Origin of the sequence: Micrococcus sp. KRD026 (genome assembly GCF_017168445.1) — a bacterium.
GTDB lineage: Bacteria > Actinomycetota > Actinomycetes > Actinomycetales > Micrococcaceae > Micrococcus > Micrococcus luteus.
In genome coordinates, this window is the sequence record NZ_JABFBA010000009.1 from 130,433 (window position 1) to 145,858 (window position 15,426).

14 protein-coding genes are annotated in these 15,426 nt (G+C 74.5%); all 14 read right to left on the reverse strand.

Going from position 1 to position 15,426, the window contains the following annotated elements; translation table 11 throughout:
* Positions 1–31: 31 nt before the first annotated feature.
* Positions 32–247: an ATP synthase subunit C gene (locus J1M40_RS03695; RefSeq protein ID WP_002857264.1), complete on the reverse strand. Its 216-nt coding sequence runs from the start codon at positions 245–247 to the stop codon at positions 32–34.
* Between the two features lie 150 nt (positions 248–397).
* A complete protein-coding gene (atpB, locus tag J1M40_RS03700) occupies positions 398–1,198 on the reverse strand; it encodes a F0F1 ATP synthase subunit A (RefSeq protein WP_002857266.1) in 801 nt (266 codons plus the stop codon).
* Between the two features lie 231 nt (positions 1,199–1,429).
* Entirely contained in the window at positions 1,430–1,864 is a 435-nt protein-coding gene (locus tag J1M40_RS03705) for a hypothetical protein (RefSeq protein ID WP_036313059.1), read from the reverse strand.
* Positions 1,861–3,000, reverse strand: a complete 1,140-nt coding sequence (locus J1M40_RS03710; protein WP_049147157.1) for an MraY family glycosyltransferase — start codon at positions 2,998–3,000, stop codon at positions 1,861–1,863. The genes J1M40_RS03705 and J1M40_RS03710 overlap by 4 nt, the downstream gene beginning before the upstream one ends.
* Before the next feature lie 9 nt (positions 3,001–3,009).
* Positions 3,010–3,744: an L-threonylcarbamoyladenylate synthase gene (locus J1M40_RS03715; RefSeq protein WP_049147160.1), complete on the reverse strand. Its 735-nt coding sequence runs from the start codon at positions 3,742–3,744 to the stop codon at positions 3,010–3,012.
* A complete protein-coding gene (prmC, locus tag J1M40_RS03720) occupies positions 3,741–4,643 on the reverse strand; it encodes a peptide chain release factor N(5)-glutamine methyltransferase (protein ID WP_073115743.1) in 903 nt (300 codons plus the stop codon). The genes J1M40_RS03715 and prmC overlap by 4 nt, the downstream gene beginning before the upstream one ends.
* On the reverse strand, positions 4,640–5,749 hold the full coding sequence (prfA, locus tag J1M40_RS03725; RefSeq protein ID WP_113913906.1) for a peptide chain release factor 1: 1,110 nt from the start codon (positions 5,747–5,749) through the stop codon (positions 4,640–4,642). The genes prmC and prfA overlap by 4 nt, the downstream gene beginning before the upstream one ends.
* A gap of 115 nt (positions 5,750–5,864) precedes the next feature.
* A complete protein-coding gene (gene rho / locus J1M40_RS03730; RefSeq protein ID WP_144819456.1) occupies positions 5,865–7,934 on the reverse strand; it encodes a transcription termination factor Rho in 2,070 nt (689 codons plus the stop codon).
* 319 nt (positions 7,935–8,253) lie between these two features.
* Positions 8,254–9,207 (reverse strand): homoserine kinase, encoded by a 954-nt coding sequence (gene thrB, locus J1M40_RS03735; protein WP_069942035.1) that lies wholly within the window; start codon positions 9,205–9,207, stop codon positions 8,254–8,256.
* Positions 9,208–9,210: 3 nt separating this feature from the next.
* Positions 9,211–10,323 (reverse strand): threonine synthase, encoded by a 1,113-nt coding sequence (gene thrC / locus J1M40_RS03740; protein ID WP_036313078.1) that lies wholly within the window; start codon positions 10,321–10,323, stop codon positions 9,211–9,213.
* 3 nt (positions 10,324–10,326) lie between these two features.
* The gene (locus J1M40_RS03745) at positions 10,327–11,649 is read right to left on the reverse strand and encodes a homoserine dehydrogenase (RefSeq protein WP_049147165.1); all 1,323 of its coding nucleotides are present in this window, start codon (positions 11,647–11,649) and stop codon (positions 10,327–10,329) included.
* A 170-nt stretch (positions 11,650–11,819) separates the two neighbouring features.
* Positions 11,820–13,268, reverse strand: a complete 1,449-nt coding sequence (gene lysA, locus J1M40_RS03750; RefSeq protein WP_206450482.1) for a diaminopimelate decarboxylase — start codon at positions 13,266–13,268, stop codon at positions 11,820–11,822.
* An 8-nt stretch (positions 13,269–13,276) separates the two neighbouring features.
* Positions 13,277–14,947: an arginine--tRNA ligase gene (argS, locus tag J1M40_RS03755; RefSeq protein ID WP_144819454.1), complete on the reverse strand. Its 1,671-nt coding sequence runs from the start codon at positions 14,945–14,947 to the stop codon at positions 13,277–13,279.
* A 113-nt stretch (positions 14,948–15,060) separates the two neighbouring features.
* Positions 15,061–15,363 (reverse strand): rhodanese-like domain-containing protein, encoded by a 303-nt coding sequence (locus J1M40_RS03760; RefSeq protein ID WP_342356881.1) that lies wholly within the window; start codon positions 15,361–15,363, stop codon positions 15,061–15,063.
* Between the last annotated feature and the right edge of the window lie 63 nt (positions 15,364–15,426).

Sequence of the window (15,426 nt, forward strand, 5' to 3'; positions counted from 1 at the left end):
CACCGTGCGGGCGCTCCGTGGACGCGGCGCGTCAGGCGCCGATGACGAAGGCGAAGACGAGGCCCAGGATGGCGAGGGCCTCGGCGAGCGCGAAGCCCAGGAGGGCGATCGGCTGCAGGATGCGCTGGGCCTCCGGCTGACGGGCGACGCCGTTGATGTAGGCGGCGAAGATCAGGCCCACGCCGATGGCGGAGCCGATGGCGGCGAGGCCGTAGCCGATCATGTTGAGCGAACCGTGCAGTTCCATGGTGTTCCTTTCACGAGGCCGAGGTGTCCGGCCGGGTTGTGGAGGGTCGGCCTCCCGGGTGGTCCTCCTGCGGAGGGCCGGGAAGACTGGTGGCGGGCTCTCCCGCCGTACCGCAGCCGCCTGGGTCGTGCCCGAGGCGGCCCCGGAAGATCAGTGGTCGTTCGCGTCGATCGCGCCCTGGATGTAGATCGCGGTCAGCAGCGTGAAGACGAAGGCCTGCAGGTACATGATCAGCAGCTCGAGGAAGTACAGGGCCACCGAGCCGAGGATGACCAGGATGCCGGTGCCCTGCAGGGCCAGGCTGCCGGTCTGCGTGATCAGGTAGGCGGCGCCGGCGCCGGCGAGCATCACGATCATGTGGCCGGAGAGCATGGTGGCCATCAGACGCAGGGAGTGGGTCAGCGGGCGCACGATGAAGTTGGAGATGATCTCCAGCGGCACGAGCAGCGGCAGGATCCAACCGGGCACACCGGAGGGCACGACGGCCAGCTTCAGGTAGCGCACGCCGTGGCGCTTGATGCCGACGCCGATCCAGATCGCGTAGACGATGAGGGCCAGGCCGTAGGCGGCGCCCGCGTGGGAGAAGGTCGGCAGCTGCAGCACCGGGATGGCGCCGAACAGGTTGTTCAGCAGCACGAAGAAGAAGATGGCGAAGAGCAGCGGGACCCACTGCTTGAAGTTCTTCTCGCCCAGGATGTCCTTCGCAATGTCGTTCCGGACGAAGGAGTAGCCGGACTCGGCGAGCCACTGGGCCTTGCCGGGCACGAGCCGGGGACGGCGCATGGCCCACGCGAAGAAGGCGGTGATGAGCACCACGGAGAGCAGGACGAGCAGCATCTGCTTGCCGAAGCCGGTGCCGTACTCCGCACCCCAGGGGAAGATCTCCGGGAGGTGACCATCAGAGATGGTGGGGGGCACGAATGATGCGTTGGCCAGCACGAGGGTCAGCACGCGGTTCCTCTCCGAAGTGATGCAGTCGACGGGACCGCAGCCTCGTCCCCGGACCACAGGCGGGCGCCGCGACATTGCGGGGGTACCGGTGCGATGCGAGACACGGATGGCGGCAGATGGGCGCCGTCGAAGTGTTCGCCGCCAACGATACCAAACGGTGACCCGTGCTCCGTACCGCAGAAGGGGCCCACGGCATGGCCCGCGGCTCCGTGTCTTCGCCCCTCGGGCGGGTCAGTCGGCGTAGATCCCGCGGCGGGTCCGGGCGAAGACGAGGACCTCCGCGGCCTGCCAGACGAGGATCGTCACGAGGGCGGCGATCGCCGCCGCGTCCGCCCGGACCCAGCCGGGGCGGGGCAGGACCCCCAGCAGCACCGCGAACACCGCGATCTTGAGCACGAACAGCCCCACGCTGACCGGCAGCGCCGCCTCGCGCGCCCGGTCCCAGACGAGTGCCGTCGTCACCCCGGTGAGCGCCGAGAGCGCAAGCACCGCGCCACCGCCCAGCAGGGCGCTCCCGGCTGCCTCCCCGCCGACGGAGAGCAGCCACGCGGCGCACGTGATCGCCAGGGCAACCCCCGCCGCGGCCAGGGACCACCCGAGGATCCCCCACCAGCCGCGGCGGTTCTCCCAGCGGCGCCGGCGTCGGCGACCTCCCGCCCCGGTCACGCGTCCCCCCGCTCGTCCGGGTGGGCCGCGGCGTCGTTCCGGACCGCGCGACGGCGCTCCACGATCGGATGCAGGGTGAGGTAGCCGGCTCCGGCCAGGGCCACGGCGAGCACGGGCAGGACGATCATGGGGTCCACGAAGTTCAGGGACACCGCACCCCATGCCACGAGGAACGCCCAGAGCCAGAGCAGCGCGACGGCCTGCGCCTGGGTGTAGCCGCCGTCCACGAGCTTGTGGTGCAGGTGCCCGCGGTCCGCCGAGAAGGGGCTGGTGCCCTTGGCCGTCCGTCGCAGCACGGCCAGGGCGAGGTCCGCGAGCGGCAGGGCGAGGACGGCTACGGGCAGCAGGATCGGCATGTAGGCGGGGACGTTGCGGAAGCGCATCCCGTCCAGGGCGTTGACGTCGGCGGTCACGGCGACCGCGGCCGCGGCCATCAGCAGGCCGATGAGCATGGCCCCCACCTCGCCCATGAAGATGCGGGCCGGGGCCAGGTTCCACGGCAGGAAGCCCACGCACGCGCCGACGAGCAGGGCCATGAGCAGGGTGGCGAGGTTGGCGTAGTCGAACTGGTTGATGGTCCGCGTCAGCAGATACGAGTAGACGAAGAAGGCCGAGCCGCCGATCAGCGCGACGCCCGCCGCCAGGCCGTCCAGGCCGTCCACGAAGTTGATCGCGTTCATCGTCAGCACCACGGCGAACACCGTGAGGATGACCTGCGTGGTCTCGTTCCCCACCGGGATCCAGCCCACCGGCATCGCCTCGATGCGGATCCCGCCCAGGGCCACCGCGAGTCCGGCCAGCACCTGGCCGGCCATCTTCACCCACCAGCGCAGGTCCCACATGTCGTCGGCGATGCCCACGACGAGCACGACGGCGACGGCGACCAGGAGCCCGCGCATCGCGGCGTCGTCCGCGTAGATCCCCTGGAGGAACGGCACGACTCCCCCGACGGCGAATCCCACCAACACGGCTGCGGCCATGGCCACGCCGCCCAGCTTCGGCACGGGGTGCCGGTGCACGTCCCGCTGGCGCAGCGGGGTGAACACGCGCGCGCGCAGCCCCAGCCGGCGCATGAGGGGCGTCAGGGCCCCGCAGGCGACGGCCGTGACCACGACCAGGACGAGATACGCGCGCATGGGGGCCGGTCAGGCCTCCGGGTCGGCGGGACGCGCCGCGGCGGCGTCGTCGGCGGCCGCGATCCGCTCGGCGGCGACCGGCGGCTCCTCGCCCTCGGCGAGCAGGTCCGGCACCACCGCGCGCAGCTCCTCCAGGGGCACGGAGCCCTGCCGGGCCACGCGGAACGGGGTGACGGTGCAGTCCACGATCGTCGAGGGATCCCGGCTCTCCCGGGGGCCGGCGTCGAGGTAGAGGGCCACGGACTCCCCCAGCATCGAGCGGGCGGCGTCGGCGGTGGTGGCGGCGTCCATGCCGGTGCGGTTCGCGCTGGAGACGGCCATGGGGCCGACGGCGTAGAGCAGTTCGCGGGCCACCGCGTCGTCGGGCACGCGCAGGGCGACGGTGCCGCGGGTCTCGCCGAGGTCCCAGGTCAGCGTGGGCTGGGACTTGAGGATGAGCGTGAGGGCGCCGGGCCAGAAGCGCTCGGCGAGGGCCTCGGCCTCCTCCGGCACGTCGTACGCGAGGCCGGCCATGACGCGGCGGTCCGCGATGAGCACGGGCGGCGGCATGGTGCGGCCACGGCCCTTGGCGGCCAGCAGCACGGCCACGGCCAGCGGGGAGAACGCGTCCGCTCCGATGCCGTAGACGGTGTCCGTGGGCAGGACCACGCAGCGGCGGTCCGCGAGGACCTCGCGGGCGCGGGCCACGGCATTCTCGAGGGCGGCCGGATCCGAGACGTCGATGAAGTCACTCACGTCGGTCATTCTTCCACCTCCGCGCCCGCCGCGGCTTCGCCGGACCGGCGCGCCGTCAAGAACCGATCTCGCCCGGTGAGGTCCTGGTGGACTCGTTCGCCCGTGAACCGCCGGTCCGCGCCGAGGGCGGACAGGAGGGCCGGGCCCTGCGTCTCGTGGTGCTCCATGGCGAACAGGCCGCCCGGGGCGAGCAGGTCCGCCGCCCGGTGCGCGATGGCGCGCGGGATCCGCAGCCCGGGCGTGTCCCCGCCGTAGAGCGCCCGCGCCGGGTCCAGTCGGGCCTCCGGTTGGGCGGGCACCTCGGCCTCGGGCACATAGGGCGGGTTGCTCACGACGACGTCCACGCGGCCCTCGAGGTCGGGGCACGCGACAAGGGCATCACCTTGTCGCAGGTCGACCCCGCGCGGGGCGAGGTTCCGCCGGGCCCAGTCGGCCGCCGCCGGGTCGAGCTCGACGGCGGTGACGGCGAGCGCGCGGCCCCGCGCCTCGCCCCACGCCGCGACGGCCGCAGCGATCGCGCCGGAGCCGGTGCACAGGTCCACCACGACGCCCGCCGCCGGCCGCGCGGCCAGGTCGGCCACGACGGTCTCCACGAGCAGCTCGGTCTCCGGCCGCGGGATGAAGACGCCCGGGCCGACCGCCAGGTCGAGCCCGTGGAAGTGCGCGACGCCGGTCAGGTGCTGGACGGGCTCGCGGGCGGCGCGGCGTCCCACGAGCGCCTCGAACGCCGCCGCCTGCGCGGGCTCGGCCACGGCACCGGCGAACACCCGGGCCAGCAGCGCGCCGCGGTCGAGGCCGAGCACGTGGGCCAGCAGCAGCTCGGCGTCCACGCGCGGCGAGTCGATGCCCACCGCGGTCAGGCGGGCGGCGGCGTCGCGCAGCAGCGCGGACCAGGCCGGTGCGCTCACGCGTCCCCGCCCAGCGCGGCGAGCCGCCGCTCCTCGTCGAGGGCGAGGCAGGAGGCGATCACGGCCTCGAGGTCGCCGTCGAGGACCGCGTCGAGGTTGTGCGCCTTGTAGCCGGTGCGGTGGTCCGCGATCCGGTTCTCCGGGAAGTTGTAGGTGCGGATGCGTTCCGAGCGGTCCATGGTGCGCACCTGCGCGGCGCGCGCCGCGGAGTTCTCGGCGTCCTGTTCCGCCCGCTGCCGCTCGAGCAGCCGCGACCGCAGCACGCGCAGCGCGGCCTCGCGGTTCTGGATCTGGGACTTCTCGTTCTGCATGGAGACGACGATCCCCGTGGGCAGGTGCGTCAGGCGCACCGCGGAGTCGGTCGTGTTGACGGACTGGCCGCCCGGCCCGGAGGAGCGGAAGACGTCCACTTTGAGGTCGTTCGGATCGAGGTGGACCTCGTCCGGGGCGTCCACCTCGGGCAGCACGAGCACGCCGGCGGCGGAGGTGTGGATGCGGCCCTGGGACTCGGTGACGGGCACGCGCTGCACGCGGTGCACGCCGCCCTCGAACTTGAGCCGGGCGTAGACGCCGTCGGCCGGGTCGGCCGCGCTCCCCCGCACCGCCACGTGGACGTCCTTGTAGCCGCCCAGGTCGGAGTGCGTGGCGGAGAGGATCTCCGTCTTCCAGCCCCGGGACTCGGCGTAGCGCAGGTACATGCGCAGCAGGTCGCCGGCGAACAGGGCCGCCTCCTCGCCGCCCTCGCCGCCCTTGATCTCGAGGATCACGTCGCGGGCGTCGTCGGGGTCGCGCGGGATCAGCAGCCGGCGCAGCCGTTCGGCGGCCTCCGCCTCGGCCGCCTCCAGACCGGGCACCTCGGCCGCGAAGGCCGCCGCGTCGTCGTCGCCGGCCGCGGCCAGCTCCCGCGCGTCGGCCAGCTCCTCCGCGGCCGCCGACCAGGCGCGGTGGGCCGTCACCACGGCGCCGAGCTCGGCGAACCGCCGGTTCAGCCGCCGGGCGAGTGCCGGGTCCTGGTGCACCGCCGGGTCGGACAGGCGCGCCGTCAGCTCGCGATGCTCCGCCAGGAGCCGATCCACGGCCTCGCGCCGCTGGTCCGAATCGAACACGTGCGTGCCTCTCCTCCTCCGGCCTCAGGGGGCCGGGCTGTCCGACGCGGACGGCCCCGCCCCGTCCGGCGGAGACGAGCTCCCCCGGGCGGGACGGGGCCGTGCGACGGGACGGTCAGTCGTCGCCCTTGGACCCCAGCGTGGTCTTGGAGACCAGCATGAGGAACTCGGCGTTGGACGCGGTGTCCTTGATCTTGTTGGTGAGCAGGTCGAGGGCCTGCTGCTGCTCGAGGCCGGAGAGCACCCGGCGCAGCTTCCACATGATCTTGACCTCCTCCTGCGAGAGCAGGGCCTCCTCGCGGCGGGTGCCGGACGCGTTGACGTCCACCGCCGGGAAGATGCGGCGCTCCGCGAGGTGGCGGGACAGGCGCAGCTCCATGTTGCCGGTGCCCTTGAACTCCTCGAAGATCACCTCGTCCATGCGCGAGCCGGTCTCGACCAGCGCGGTGGCCAGGATGGTCAGCGAGCCGCCGTTCTCGATGTTGCGGGCGGCGCCGAAGAACTTCTTCGGCGGGTACAGCGCCGAGGAGTCCACACCGCCGGAGAGGATGCGGCCCGAGGCCGGGGCGGCCAGGTTGTAGGCGCGGCCCAGGCGGGTCATGGAGTCGAGCAGCACGACGACGTCGCGGCCCATCTCCACGAGGCGCTTGGCGCGCTCGATGGCCAGCTCGGCGAGAGTGGTGTGGTCGTCCGCCGGGCGGTCGAACGTGGAGGCGATGACCTCGCCGTCCACCGACCGCTGCATGTCGGTGACCTCCTCGGGGCGCTCGTCGACGAGCACCATCATGAGGTGGACCTCGGGGTTGTTCGTCTTGATCGCGTTGGCGATCGACTGCAGGATCATCGTCTTGCCGGCCTTGGGCGGGGAGACGATGAGGCCGCGCTGGCCCTTGCCGATGGGGCTGACCAGATCGATCACGCGGGGGCCGATCAGCTTGGGATCGGTCTCCAGGCGCAGGCGCTCCTGCGGGTACAGGGGCACGAGCTTGCCGAACTCCACGCGCTGCGGGTGCTCGACGGCGGGCTGACCGTTGACCGAGGAGATCTTCACCAGGGCGTTGAACTTCTGGCGGTTGGAGCCGCCACCGTGGTGCTGCTGCTTCTCGCCGTCGCGCGGGGCGCGGATCGCGCCGACGACGGCGTCGCCCTTGCGCAGACCGTACTTCTTCACCATGGCCAGGGAGACGTAGACGTCGTTCGGGCCCGGCAGGTAGCCGGAGGTGCGGACGAACGCGTAGTTGTCCAGCACGTCGAGGATGCCGGCCACGGGCTGCAGGACGTCGTCCTCGGTCAGCTCGGTCTCGTCGACCTCGGGGCCGCCGCGGCCACGGCGGTTGCGGCCGCGCTCGTTGCGGTTGCGGCGGTTGCGACGGTTGCGGCCGCCCTCGTCGTCGCGGTCGTCGCGGCGGCTGCGGTCCCCGCGTCCGCCGTCGCCCCGGCCGCCGTCCTCGGACTTGTCGCCGCGCTGCTCGCGGGAGCCGTCACGGCCGTTCTCGCGGTCGCGGCCGTTGTCGCGGTCGCGGCCGTTGTCGCGGTCCCGCCCGTTGCGGCCGTTGCGGCCGCGGCCGTTCTCGCGCCCGTTGTCATCACGGTCCTCCCGGTCGCCGCGGCGGTCCGCGTCGGCGCCGTCCTCGCCCTGGGCGCCGTCGGAGCGACGGTCCTGACCCTGCTGGGCGTCGTCGTCGCCGGCGCGGCGGCGGCCGCGGGAACGGCGCTCGGACTGCGGGCGGTCCTCGCCCTCGTCGCGGGTCTCGGACCCCCCGGACCGATCCTGGTCCGAGGCGGTCTCCCGGGGGCCCTGCTCGGTCTGGGCCTCGCGGGCCTCGGCCTGGGGCTGCCCGTCCTGGGCGACGGCGGCCGGAGCGGAGGTGTCGGCGTCGGCGCGGCGCGAGCGGCGGCGGGCCGGGCGCTCGGCGGCCGGGGCGGCGTCCTGAGAGGACGCGGCCGCCGGGACGGCCTCGGCGGCGGGGGCCGCGGGGGCCTGGGCCGCGCGCTCGGCGGCGTCGCGGTCCGCCACGGAGCCGCCGCGCTGGTGGTCGGAGATCGCGGTCACCAGGTCGGCCTTGCGCATGCGCGAGCCGCCGGCGATGCCGAGCTGGGAGGCCAGGGCCTGGAGCTGGGCGAGCTTGAGCGAGGCCAGGCCACCGCCGTTCGTCGGCGTGGTCTGTTCCGTGGATTCGGTCACGAAGGTTCCTTCTCCCTCGAATGCGGCCCGGCGGCGCGTGGCGCGTCGGGCTGCGGTGTGCATCCGGTCGGGCCGCGCAGCGGCGCCCCAGAAAACCGGGTTTCATGGTGTGAACTCAGCAGTGGCGCCTCCCCTGATCGTGCGCAGTCGCTGCGTGACGGGGCGGAGGCGTCCGGACTCGACCGAGCCGGAGGGGGTCCCGCATTCGGCCGTGCGCAGCACGGGATGGATCGCGGCGGGGTTCCGGCCGACGGCGCACGGTGCGTCCGGCCGTCGCAGGCCCGGGCACCGGAGACCCGGGCCGCGCGAGGCGGTGGGGTCAGCCGTGGTGGAGTGATTCCACCCTAACACCGTCCACGGCCACGCACGGCACCAGCACGCGCCAGGCGGCCGCCCCGTCCGCCGTCAGAGCACGCGCCGCCTCCGCGGCGTGCTCGGCCGCCTGGACGCCGTCGCACAGCGCGAGCACCGTGGGACCCGCGCCGGAGACGACGGCGGCGTGGCCGCGCTCGCGCAGCCCCGCGACCAGTGCGGCGCTGGCCGGCATGGTCACGGCGCGCGGCTCCTGGTGCAGCCAGTCCCGTGTGGCGGCCGGCAGCAGCGCGGGGTCCTCCGCCAGCGCGTGGACGAGCAGCGCGGCACGGCCGGCCTGGGCCGCCGCCACGGCGTGGGGCACCTCGGCGGGCAGCACGCCCCGGGCGACGTGGGTGGACAGCTCGGTGTCCGGGATCGCGACCACCGGCACCACGCGCTCGTGCAGCCGCAGCCGCGCCGTGGCCGGGCCGGGGACGTCGTCACGGGTCCAGGAGACGGTGGCCCCGCCCACGAGCGCGGGGGCGACGTTGTCCGGGTGCCCCTCGAAGCGGGTGGCCGCCTCGAGCAGGTCCGCGGGCGCCCGGCGCAGCGCGGCCGGCAGCAGGGCCTCGGCCGCGGCGTAGGCCGCGACGACGGCGGCCGCGGACGAGCCGAGCCCGCGGGCGTGCGGGATCCGGTTCACGGCGCGCAGGTGCAGCCCCGGCGCGGTGAACCCGCGGTCCCGCAGGTGCTCGTGCGCCAGGCGCAGGATCAGGTGCGCGCCGTCCCGCGGCAGGGTGGCCTCCCCCTCCCCCACGACCTCCGCGACGTCGGGGCCCGCCACGACCGTGAGCGTCACCTCGTCGCGCAGCTCCAGGGCCAGGCCCATCGAGTCGAAGCCGGGGCCGAGGTTGGCGGAGGTGGCGGGGACGGAGACGGACGCGGCGGTCCCGGGCGCCAGCGGCTGCGGTGCGGCCATGGCTCAGCTCAGGCCGAGGGCCTGGGCGACGGTGACCACGTCGAACGGCACCGAGCGCGGGGTCACGTCGGCGCCGTCGGCGCCGCGCAGGGCCCACTGCGGGTCCTTGAGGCCGTGGCCGGTGACGGTGATGACCCAGCTCTTGCCGGCCGGCACGTTCCCGGCGGCGTGGTGCTTGAGCAGCCCGGCGACGCCGGCGGCGGAGGCGGGCTCGACGAACACGCCCTCCTTCGCGGAGAGCCAGCGGTGGGCCTCGAGGATCTCCTCGTCCGTGACGGAGTCGATCATCCCGCCGGACTCGTCGCGGGCGGCCTCGGCCTGCTCCCACGAGGCCGGGTTGCCGATCCGGATGGCGGTGGCGATCGTGTCCGGGTCGGTCACGGGGTGGCCCTGGACGATCGGGGCGGCGCCCGCGGCCTGGAAGCCCCACATCACGGGGGTCTTCGTGGCCACCGCGGGCAGCTCGGCGTCCGAGGCGCCCTCGTGCGGGTTCACGTAGGGGGCGGCGTACTCGCGGTAGCCCTTCCAGTACGCGGTGATGTTGCCCGCGTTGCCCACGGGCAGCAGGTGGTAGTCCGGGGCGTCGCCGAGGGTGTCCACGACCTCGAACGCGCCGGTCTTCTGCCCCTCGATGCGGGCCGGGTTGACGGAGTTCACGAGGAACACGGGGTAGTTCTCGGCCAGCTTGCGGGCCACCTCGAGGCAGTCGTCGAAGTTGCCCTGCACCTGGAGGATCTCCGCGCCGTGGGCCACGGCCTGGGACATCTTGCCCATCGAGATCTTCCCCTCGGGCACGAGCACGGCGCACGTGATCCCGGCCTGCGCGGCGTAGGCCGCCGCCGAGGCGGAGGTGTTGCCGGTGGACGCGCAGACGACGGCCTTCGCGCCGTCCGCGACGGCGGCGGTGATCGCCATGGTCATGCCGCGGTCCTTGAAGGAGCCGGTCGGGTTCATGCCCTCGAACTTCACGTGCACGGTGCCCTGCACCAGCTCGGAGAGGTGGGGGGCGTGGATGAGCGGGGTGCCGCCCTCGCCGAGGGTGATCACGCGCGTGTCCTCGGTGACGGGCAGGCGGTCGGCGTACTCGCGGACGACGCCGCGCCACTGGTGGGCCATGGGTCAGTTCCCTTCGACTCGGAGGACGGACGCGACCTCGTGGACGACGTCCAGGGCGGCGAGCGCCCCGACGGTGGCGTCGAGGTCGCGCTGCCGCGCACGGTGGGTGATCAGCCGCAGGGACGCGCCGGGGGCGTCCTCGCGCTCAGATGGGACCTGACGCAGCGTCTCGATGGAGACGCCGTGCTCCTCGAACACCCCGGCGACGCGGCGCAGCACACCGGGCTGGTCCGCCGCGCGCAGCACGACCATGAAGGAGGTGTGGGCCTCGGCCGGGTCCAGGGCGGGCAGGGCGGTGACGGGGGTGCGCAGGCGCGCCGGGCCGCCGCGCACGATGCGCTGGGCGATCGAGACGACGTCGCCCATCACCGCGGAGGCGGTGGGGGCGCCGCCGGCGCCGGGACCGTAGAACATGAGCTCGCCGGCGTTGTCGGCCTCCACGAAGACGGCGTTGAACGCCCCGCGCACGGAGGCCAGCGGGTGCTCCCGCGGCAGCAGGGTGGGGTGCACGCGCAGGACCGCGCCCTCGGCGCCGTCGGCGGCGCGGCCGCGCTCGGCGATCGCCAGCAGCTTGATGACGTAGCCCGCCTCCGCGGCGGCGGCGTTGTCCTCGGCCGTGATCGCGGTGATGCCCGCGACGGCCACCTGGTCCAGTGTGTACGGCGCCCCGAACGCGATGGTCGCCAGGATCGCGGCCTTCGCGGCGGCGTCGTGGCCCTCGACGTCGGCGGTCGGGTCGGCCTCGGCGTAGCCGAGCCGCTGGGCCTCGGCGAGGGCGTCGTCGAAGTCCGCCCCCTCGGAGTCCATCCGGTCGAGGATGAAGTTGGTGGTGCCGTTGGCGATGCCCATCACGCGGGTGACGCGGTCGCCGCCCAGGGAGTCGCGCAGCGGGCGCAGGATCGGGATGGCGCCGGCGACGGCGGCCTCGAAGCTGAGCTGCGCGCCGGTGGCGGCGGCCGCGGCGTACAGCTCCTCGCCGTGCTGGGCCAGCAGCGCCTTGTTGCCCGTCACCACGGACGTGCCGGCGGCCAGGGCGCGCAGGATCAGGGTGCGGGCCGGCTCGATGCCGCCCATCAGCTCGATGACGACGTCCGCGCCGTCCACGAGCGCCTCGGCGTCGGTCGTGTAGAGCGCCGGGTCCGCTTGCCAGTCGCGCGTCGCGCCCGTGTCCCGCACCGCGATGCCCGTGAGCTCGAGGTCGGCGCCCACGCGGTCCCGCAGGATGTCGGCGTCCTCGGTGAGGATCCGGGCGGTCTGGGACCCCACGGTCCCGCCGCCCAGCAGGGCGACCTTGAGTGCGGTGGGGGCGTCGGTGTGCTGGGGCATGGTCCTCCGTGATCCAGGGTGGGTCGGGCCCGCGCGACCGCGCGGCCCGGCTGGCCTCGAATCTAGCGCGGCGCCCCGGCCCGTCCCACCGCGCGACACTCGGTGTCCGCAGAGCGGGACGGACCCACCCGGGCTCGAGGCCGGCGGCCGGGTGCGCCGCGCCCGCGTCCTCAGCGGGCGAGGCGCGGATCGGCCTCGCGGGCGAACAGGTCCTCCTGCGTCTCGCGACGGATGATCACCCGCGCCTGCCCGCCGGAGACCGCGACGACGGCCGGGCGGGCCAGCGCGTTGTAGTTCGAGGACATCACGTGCGTGTACGCGCCCGTGGCCGGCACGGCCAGCAGGTCGCCGCGGCCCAGGTCGGCCGGCAGGTACACGTCGCGGACGAGGATGTCGCCGGACTCGCAGTGCTTGCCCACCACGCGGGAGAGCACCGGCTCGGCCTCCGAGGTGCGGCGCGCGGAGACGGCGGTGTAGTCGGCGTCGTAGAGGACGGGACGCGGGTTGTCGGACATGCCGCCGTCCACGGCGACGTAGCGGCGGGCCGCGGTGCCGCCGTCGGGGGCGTCCGCGTCCACGGTCTTGGTCACCCCGACCGTGTAGAGGGTCAGCCCCGCGGGGCCCGAGATGGCCCGCCCCGGCTCAAGGGAGACGCGCGGGCACGTCAGGCCGAGGCGCTCGACGGTCTTCTGGACGTCGTCGGCGAGGGCGTCGGCGATCTCCGCGGCCGGGCGCGGCTCGTCCACCGCCGTGTAGGCGATGCCGTGGCCGCCACCGAGGTCGAGCTCGGCCAGCTCCACCCCGTGCTCGGCCTTGACCTCGGCGAGGAACTCGAGCACGCGTCCGGCCGCCAGCCCGAAGCCCTCGGCCTCGAAGATCTGGGACCCGATGTGGCAGTGCACGCCCAGCAGGTCGATCGACTCGGCCGCCAGGGCCGCGGCCACGGCGACGGCGGCCGGCGAGCGGCCGGCCACGTTGCCGTCCCGGTCGGTGGAGGCCGGGGCCAGGGAGAGGCCGAACTTCTGGTCCTCGTGCGCGGTGGCGATGAAGTCGTGGGTGTGCGCGTGCACGCCCGGGGTCAGCCGGAGCATCACGGGGGCGCGGCGGCCGGCCTCGGCCGCGAGCGCGGCCAGGTGGGTGAGCTCGTCGAGCGAGTCCACGATGATCCGGCCCACGCCCGCCTCGAGGGCGGTGCGCAGCTCGGCGTCCGACTTGTTGTTGCCGTGCAGGCCGATGTGGGCCGGGTCGACGCCGGCGGCCAGCGCGATTGCCAGCTCGCCGCCGGAGGCGGTGTCCACGCGCAGGCCCTCCTCGGCCGCCCAGCGGGCGGTGGAGAGGGTGAGCATGGACTTGCCGGCGTAGTAGACGTCCGCTCCCCCGCACAGGTCGGCGAACGCGGCGTCGAAGCCCTCGCGGAACGCGCGGGCGCGGGCGCGGAAGTCGTCCTCGTCCACCACGAGCAGCGGCGTGCCGAACTCCGCGGCGAGCGCGCTCGCGCGCAGGCCCTGGACGGTGAGCTCGCCGTCGGCGGCGCGGTCCACGCCGGCGGCCCACAGGCCGGGCACGAGCGCGTCCGGGTCCCCCGGCGCGGGGAGCCAGGCGGGCTGCGGCGTCGTCATCCGGGCGCTCACATCTTCTCCGGGGCGGTCACGCCGAGCAGGCCGAGGCCGTTGGCCAGCACCTGGGCGGTGGCGTCGTTGAGCCACAGGCGGGTGCGGTTGAGGGTCTCGACGGGACGCGGCGTCCCGTCGTCGGTGGGCATGGGCACGATGCGGCAGGCGGCGTACCACGAGTGGTAGGCCCCGGCGATCACCTCGAGGTGTCGGGCCACGCGGTGGGGCTCGCGCAGGCGCGCCGCCGCGCCGACGACGGCCGGGAACTCCGCCAGCTGGGCCAGCAGCTCCGACTCGGTGGCGTGGGTGAGCAGGGCGGCGTCGAACTCGGAGCGGTCCACGCCGTGGGCCTGCGCGGTGCGCGCCGCGCCGGAGGCGCGGGCGTGGGCGTACTGCACGTAGTAGACGGGGTTGTCGTTCGTGGTGGAGCGCAGCAGCTCGGGGTCGATCGTCAGGGGCGAGTCCGCGGGGTAGCGGGCCAGGTCGTAGCGCAGGGCGTCGCGGCCGAGCCACTCCACGAGGTCCTTGAGCTCGATGATGTTGCCGGCGCGCTTGGAGAGCTTCGCGCCGTTGACCGAGATGAGCTGGCCGATGAGGATCTCGATGTTCGTCGCCGGGTCGTCGCCGGCGGCGGCGGCGATCGCCTTGAGGCGGTTCACGTAGCCGTGGTGGTCGGCGCCGAGCAGGTACACCTTCTCCTCGAAGCCGCGGTCGCGCTTGTGGAGGTAGTACGCGGCGTCGGCGGCGAAGTAGGTGGGCTCGCCGTTGGCGCGGATGAGCACGCGGTCCTTGTCGTCGCCGAAGTCCGTGGTCTTGAGCCACACCGCGCCCTCGCGGTCCTCGACGTGGCCCTGCGCGCGCAGCCGCTGCACGGCCTGCTCGATCGCGCCGGAGTCGTGGAGCGTCTGCTCCGAGGTGAACACGTCGAAGTGCACGTCGAAGGCGGCGAGCGTGTTTTTAATGTCCTGCATCTGGAGCCGGTACGCGGCCTCGCGGACCACCGGGCGGGCGGCCTCGTCCGTCAGCTCGCGCACGTCCGGGTGCTCGAGGGCGACGGCGTCGGCCAGCTCCTGCACGTACGCGCCCGGGTAGCCGCCCGCGGGGACGTCGCGGCCGTGCAGGCGGGCGAGGACCGAGTCGGCGAACACGTTCATCTGGTTGCCGGCGTCGTTGACGTAGTACTCGGCGGTGACGTCCGCGCCGGAGGCGCGCAGGAGGCGGGCGATCGCGTCGCCCAGCGCGGCCCAGCGGGTGTGTCCGATGTGCAGCGGGCCGGTGGGGTTGGCGGAGACGAACTCCATGTTCACGGTGTGCCCGGCCAGGGCGTCGTTGCGGCCGTACTCCGGGCCGGCCTCGACGATCTCGCGGGCCAGGGCGCCGGCCGAGGCCGCGTCCAGGGTGACGTTGAGAAAGCCGGGGCCGGCGACGTCGACGGCGGCGATGCCCGGCTTGTCGGCCAGGCGCTCGGCTACGAGCCCGGCGAGGTCGCGCGGGGCCATCCCGGCCTTCTTGCCCAGCTGGAGGGCGACGTTGGTGGCCCAGTCGCCGTGCTCGCGGCTGCGGGGTCGCTCCACCTTCACGCGCGCGGGGGTGATCTCCTCCCGCAGCGCGGCGGGGAGGTCACCGGCATCGACGGCGTCGGTGAGGACAGCGGACAGCAGGGCGGAGAGGTCTTCGGGCTTCACCCGCGCAAGTCTACGGAAGGGCCGCCGCGCCCGTGCGCGTGCGAACGAACCCTGCGAGATGGCCCCTCCGGCCCGCGGTGGGGGCCATCTCGCAGGGTTCGTCGGGGTGGGGGTCAGGCGGGCCAGGCGGCGAGGCCGCCGGCGAGGGACAGGACGCGCCCGCCGGCGCTCGGGTCGGCCCCGACGACGGCGTCCCGCGCCCGGGCCGACCGGGCTCCGGCGGCGCAGTAGACCACCAGGACGCGGTCCTGCCCGGGCGCGAGGGCCGCCGGCTCCGCGAGGACGGCCTCGAGCGGGACGTGCCGATCGGCCACCGTCGCGGGGGCCTCGACCCGGCGCAGGCGGCGCTCCCAGTCCTCGCGGACGTCGAGCAGGGTGAGGGACGCGGCCTCGGCCGGCGCCCTGGCCCGCGAGATCGTCGAGGCCGGCCCGGAGTACGGCCGCAACGACGCCCTGGCCGGGCACACCGTGAACATGGA

Coding starts and splice junctions, on each gene's coding strand:
- J1M40_RS03695 (WP_002857264.1), bottom strand. CDS start 247: ATGGAACTGCACGGTTCGCTCAACATGATCGGCTACGGCCTCGCCGCC.
- J1M40_RS03710 (WP_049147157.1), bottom strand. CDS start 3,000: ATGCGCGCGTATCTCGTCCTGGTCGTGGTCACGGCCGTCGCCTGCGGG.
- J1M40_RS03715 (WP_049147160.1), bottom strand. CDS start 3,744: ATGACCGACGTGAGTGACTTCATCGACGTCTCGGATCCGGCCGCCCTC.
- thrB (WP_069942035.1), bottom strand. CDS start 9,207: ATGGCCGCACCGCAGCCGCTGGCGCCCGGGACCGCCGCGTCCGTCTCC.
- thrC (WP_036313078.1), bottom strand. CDS start 10,323: ATGGCCCACCAGTGGCGCGGCGTCGTCCGCGAGTACGCCGACCGCCTG.
- J1M40_RS03745 (WP_049147165.1), bottom strand. CDS start 11,649: ATGCCCCAGCACACCGACGCCCCCACCGCACTCAAGGTCGCCCTGCTG.
- lysA (WP_206450482.1), bottom strand. CDS start 13,268: ATGACGACGCCGCAGCCCGCCTGGCTCCCCGCGCCGGGGGACCCGGAC.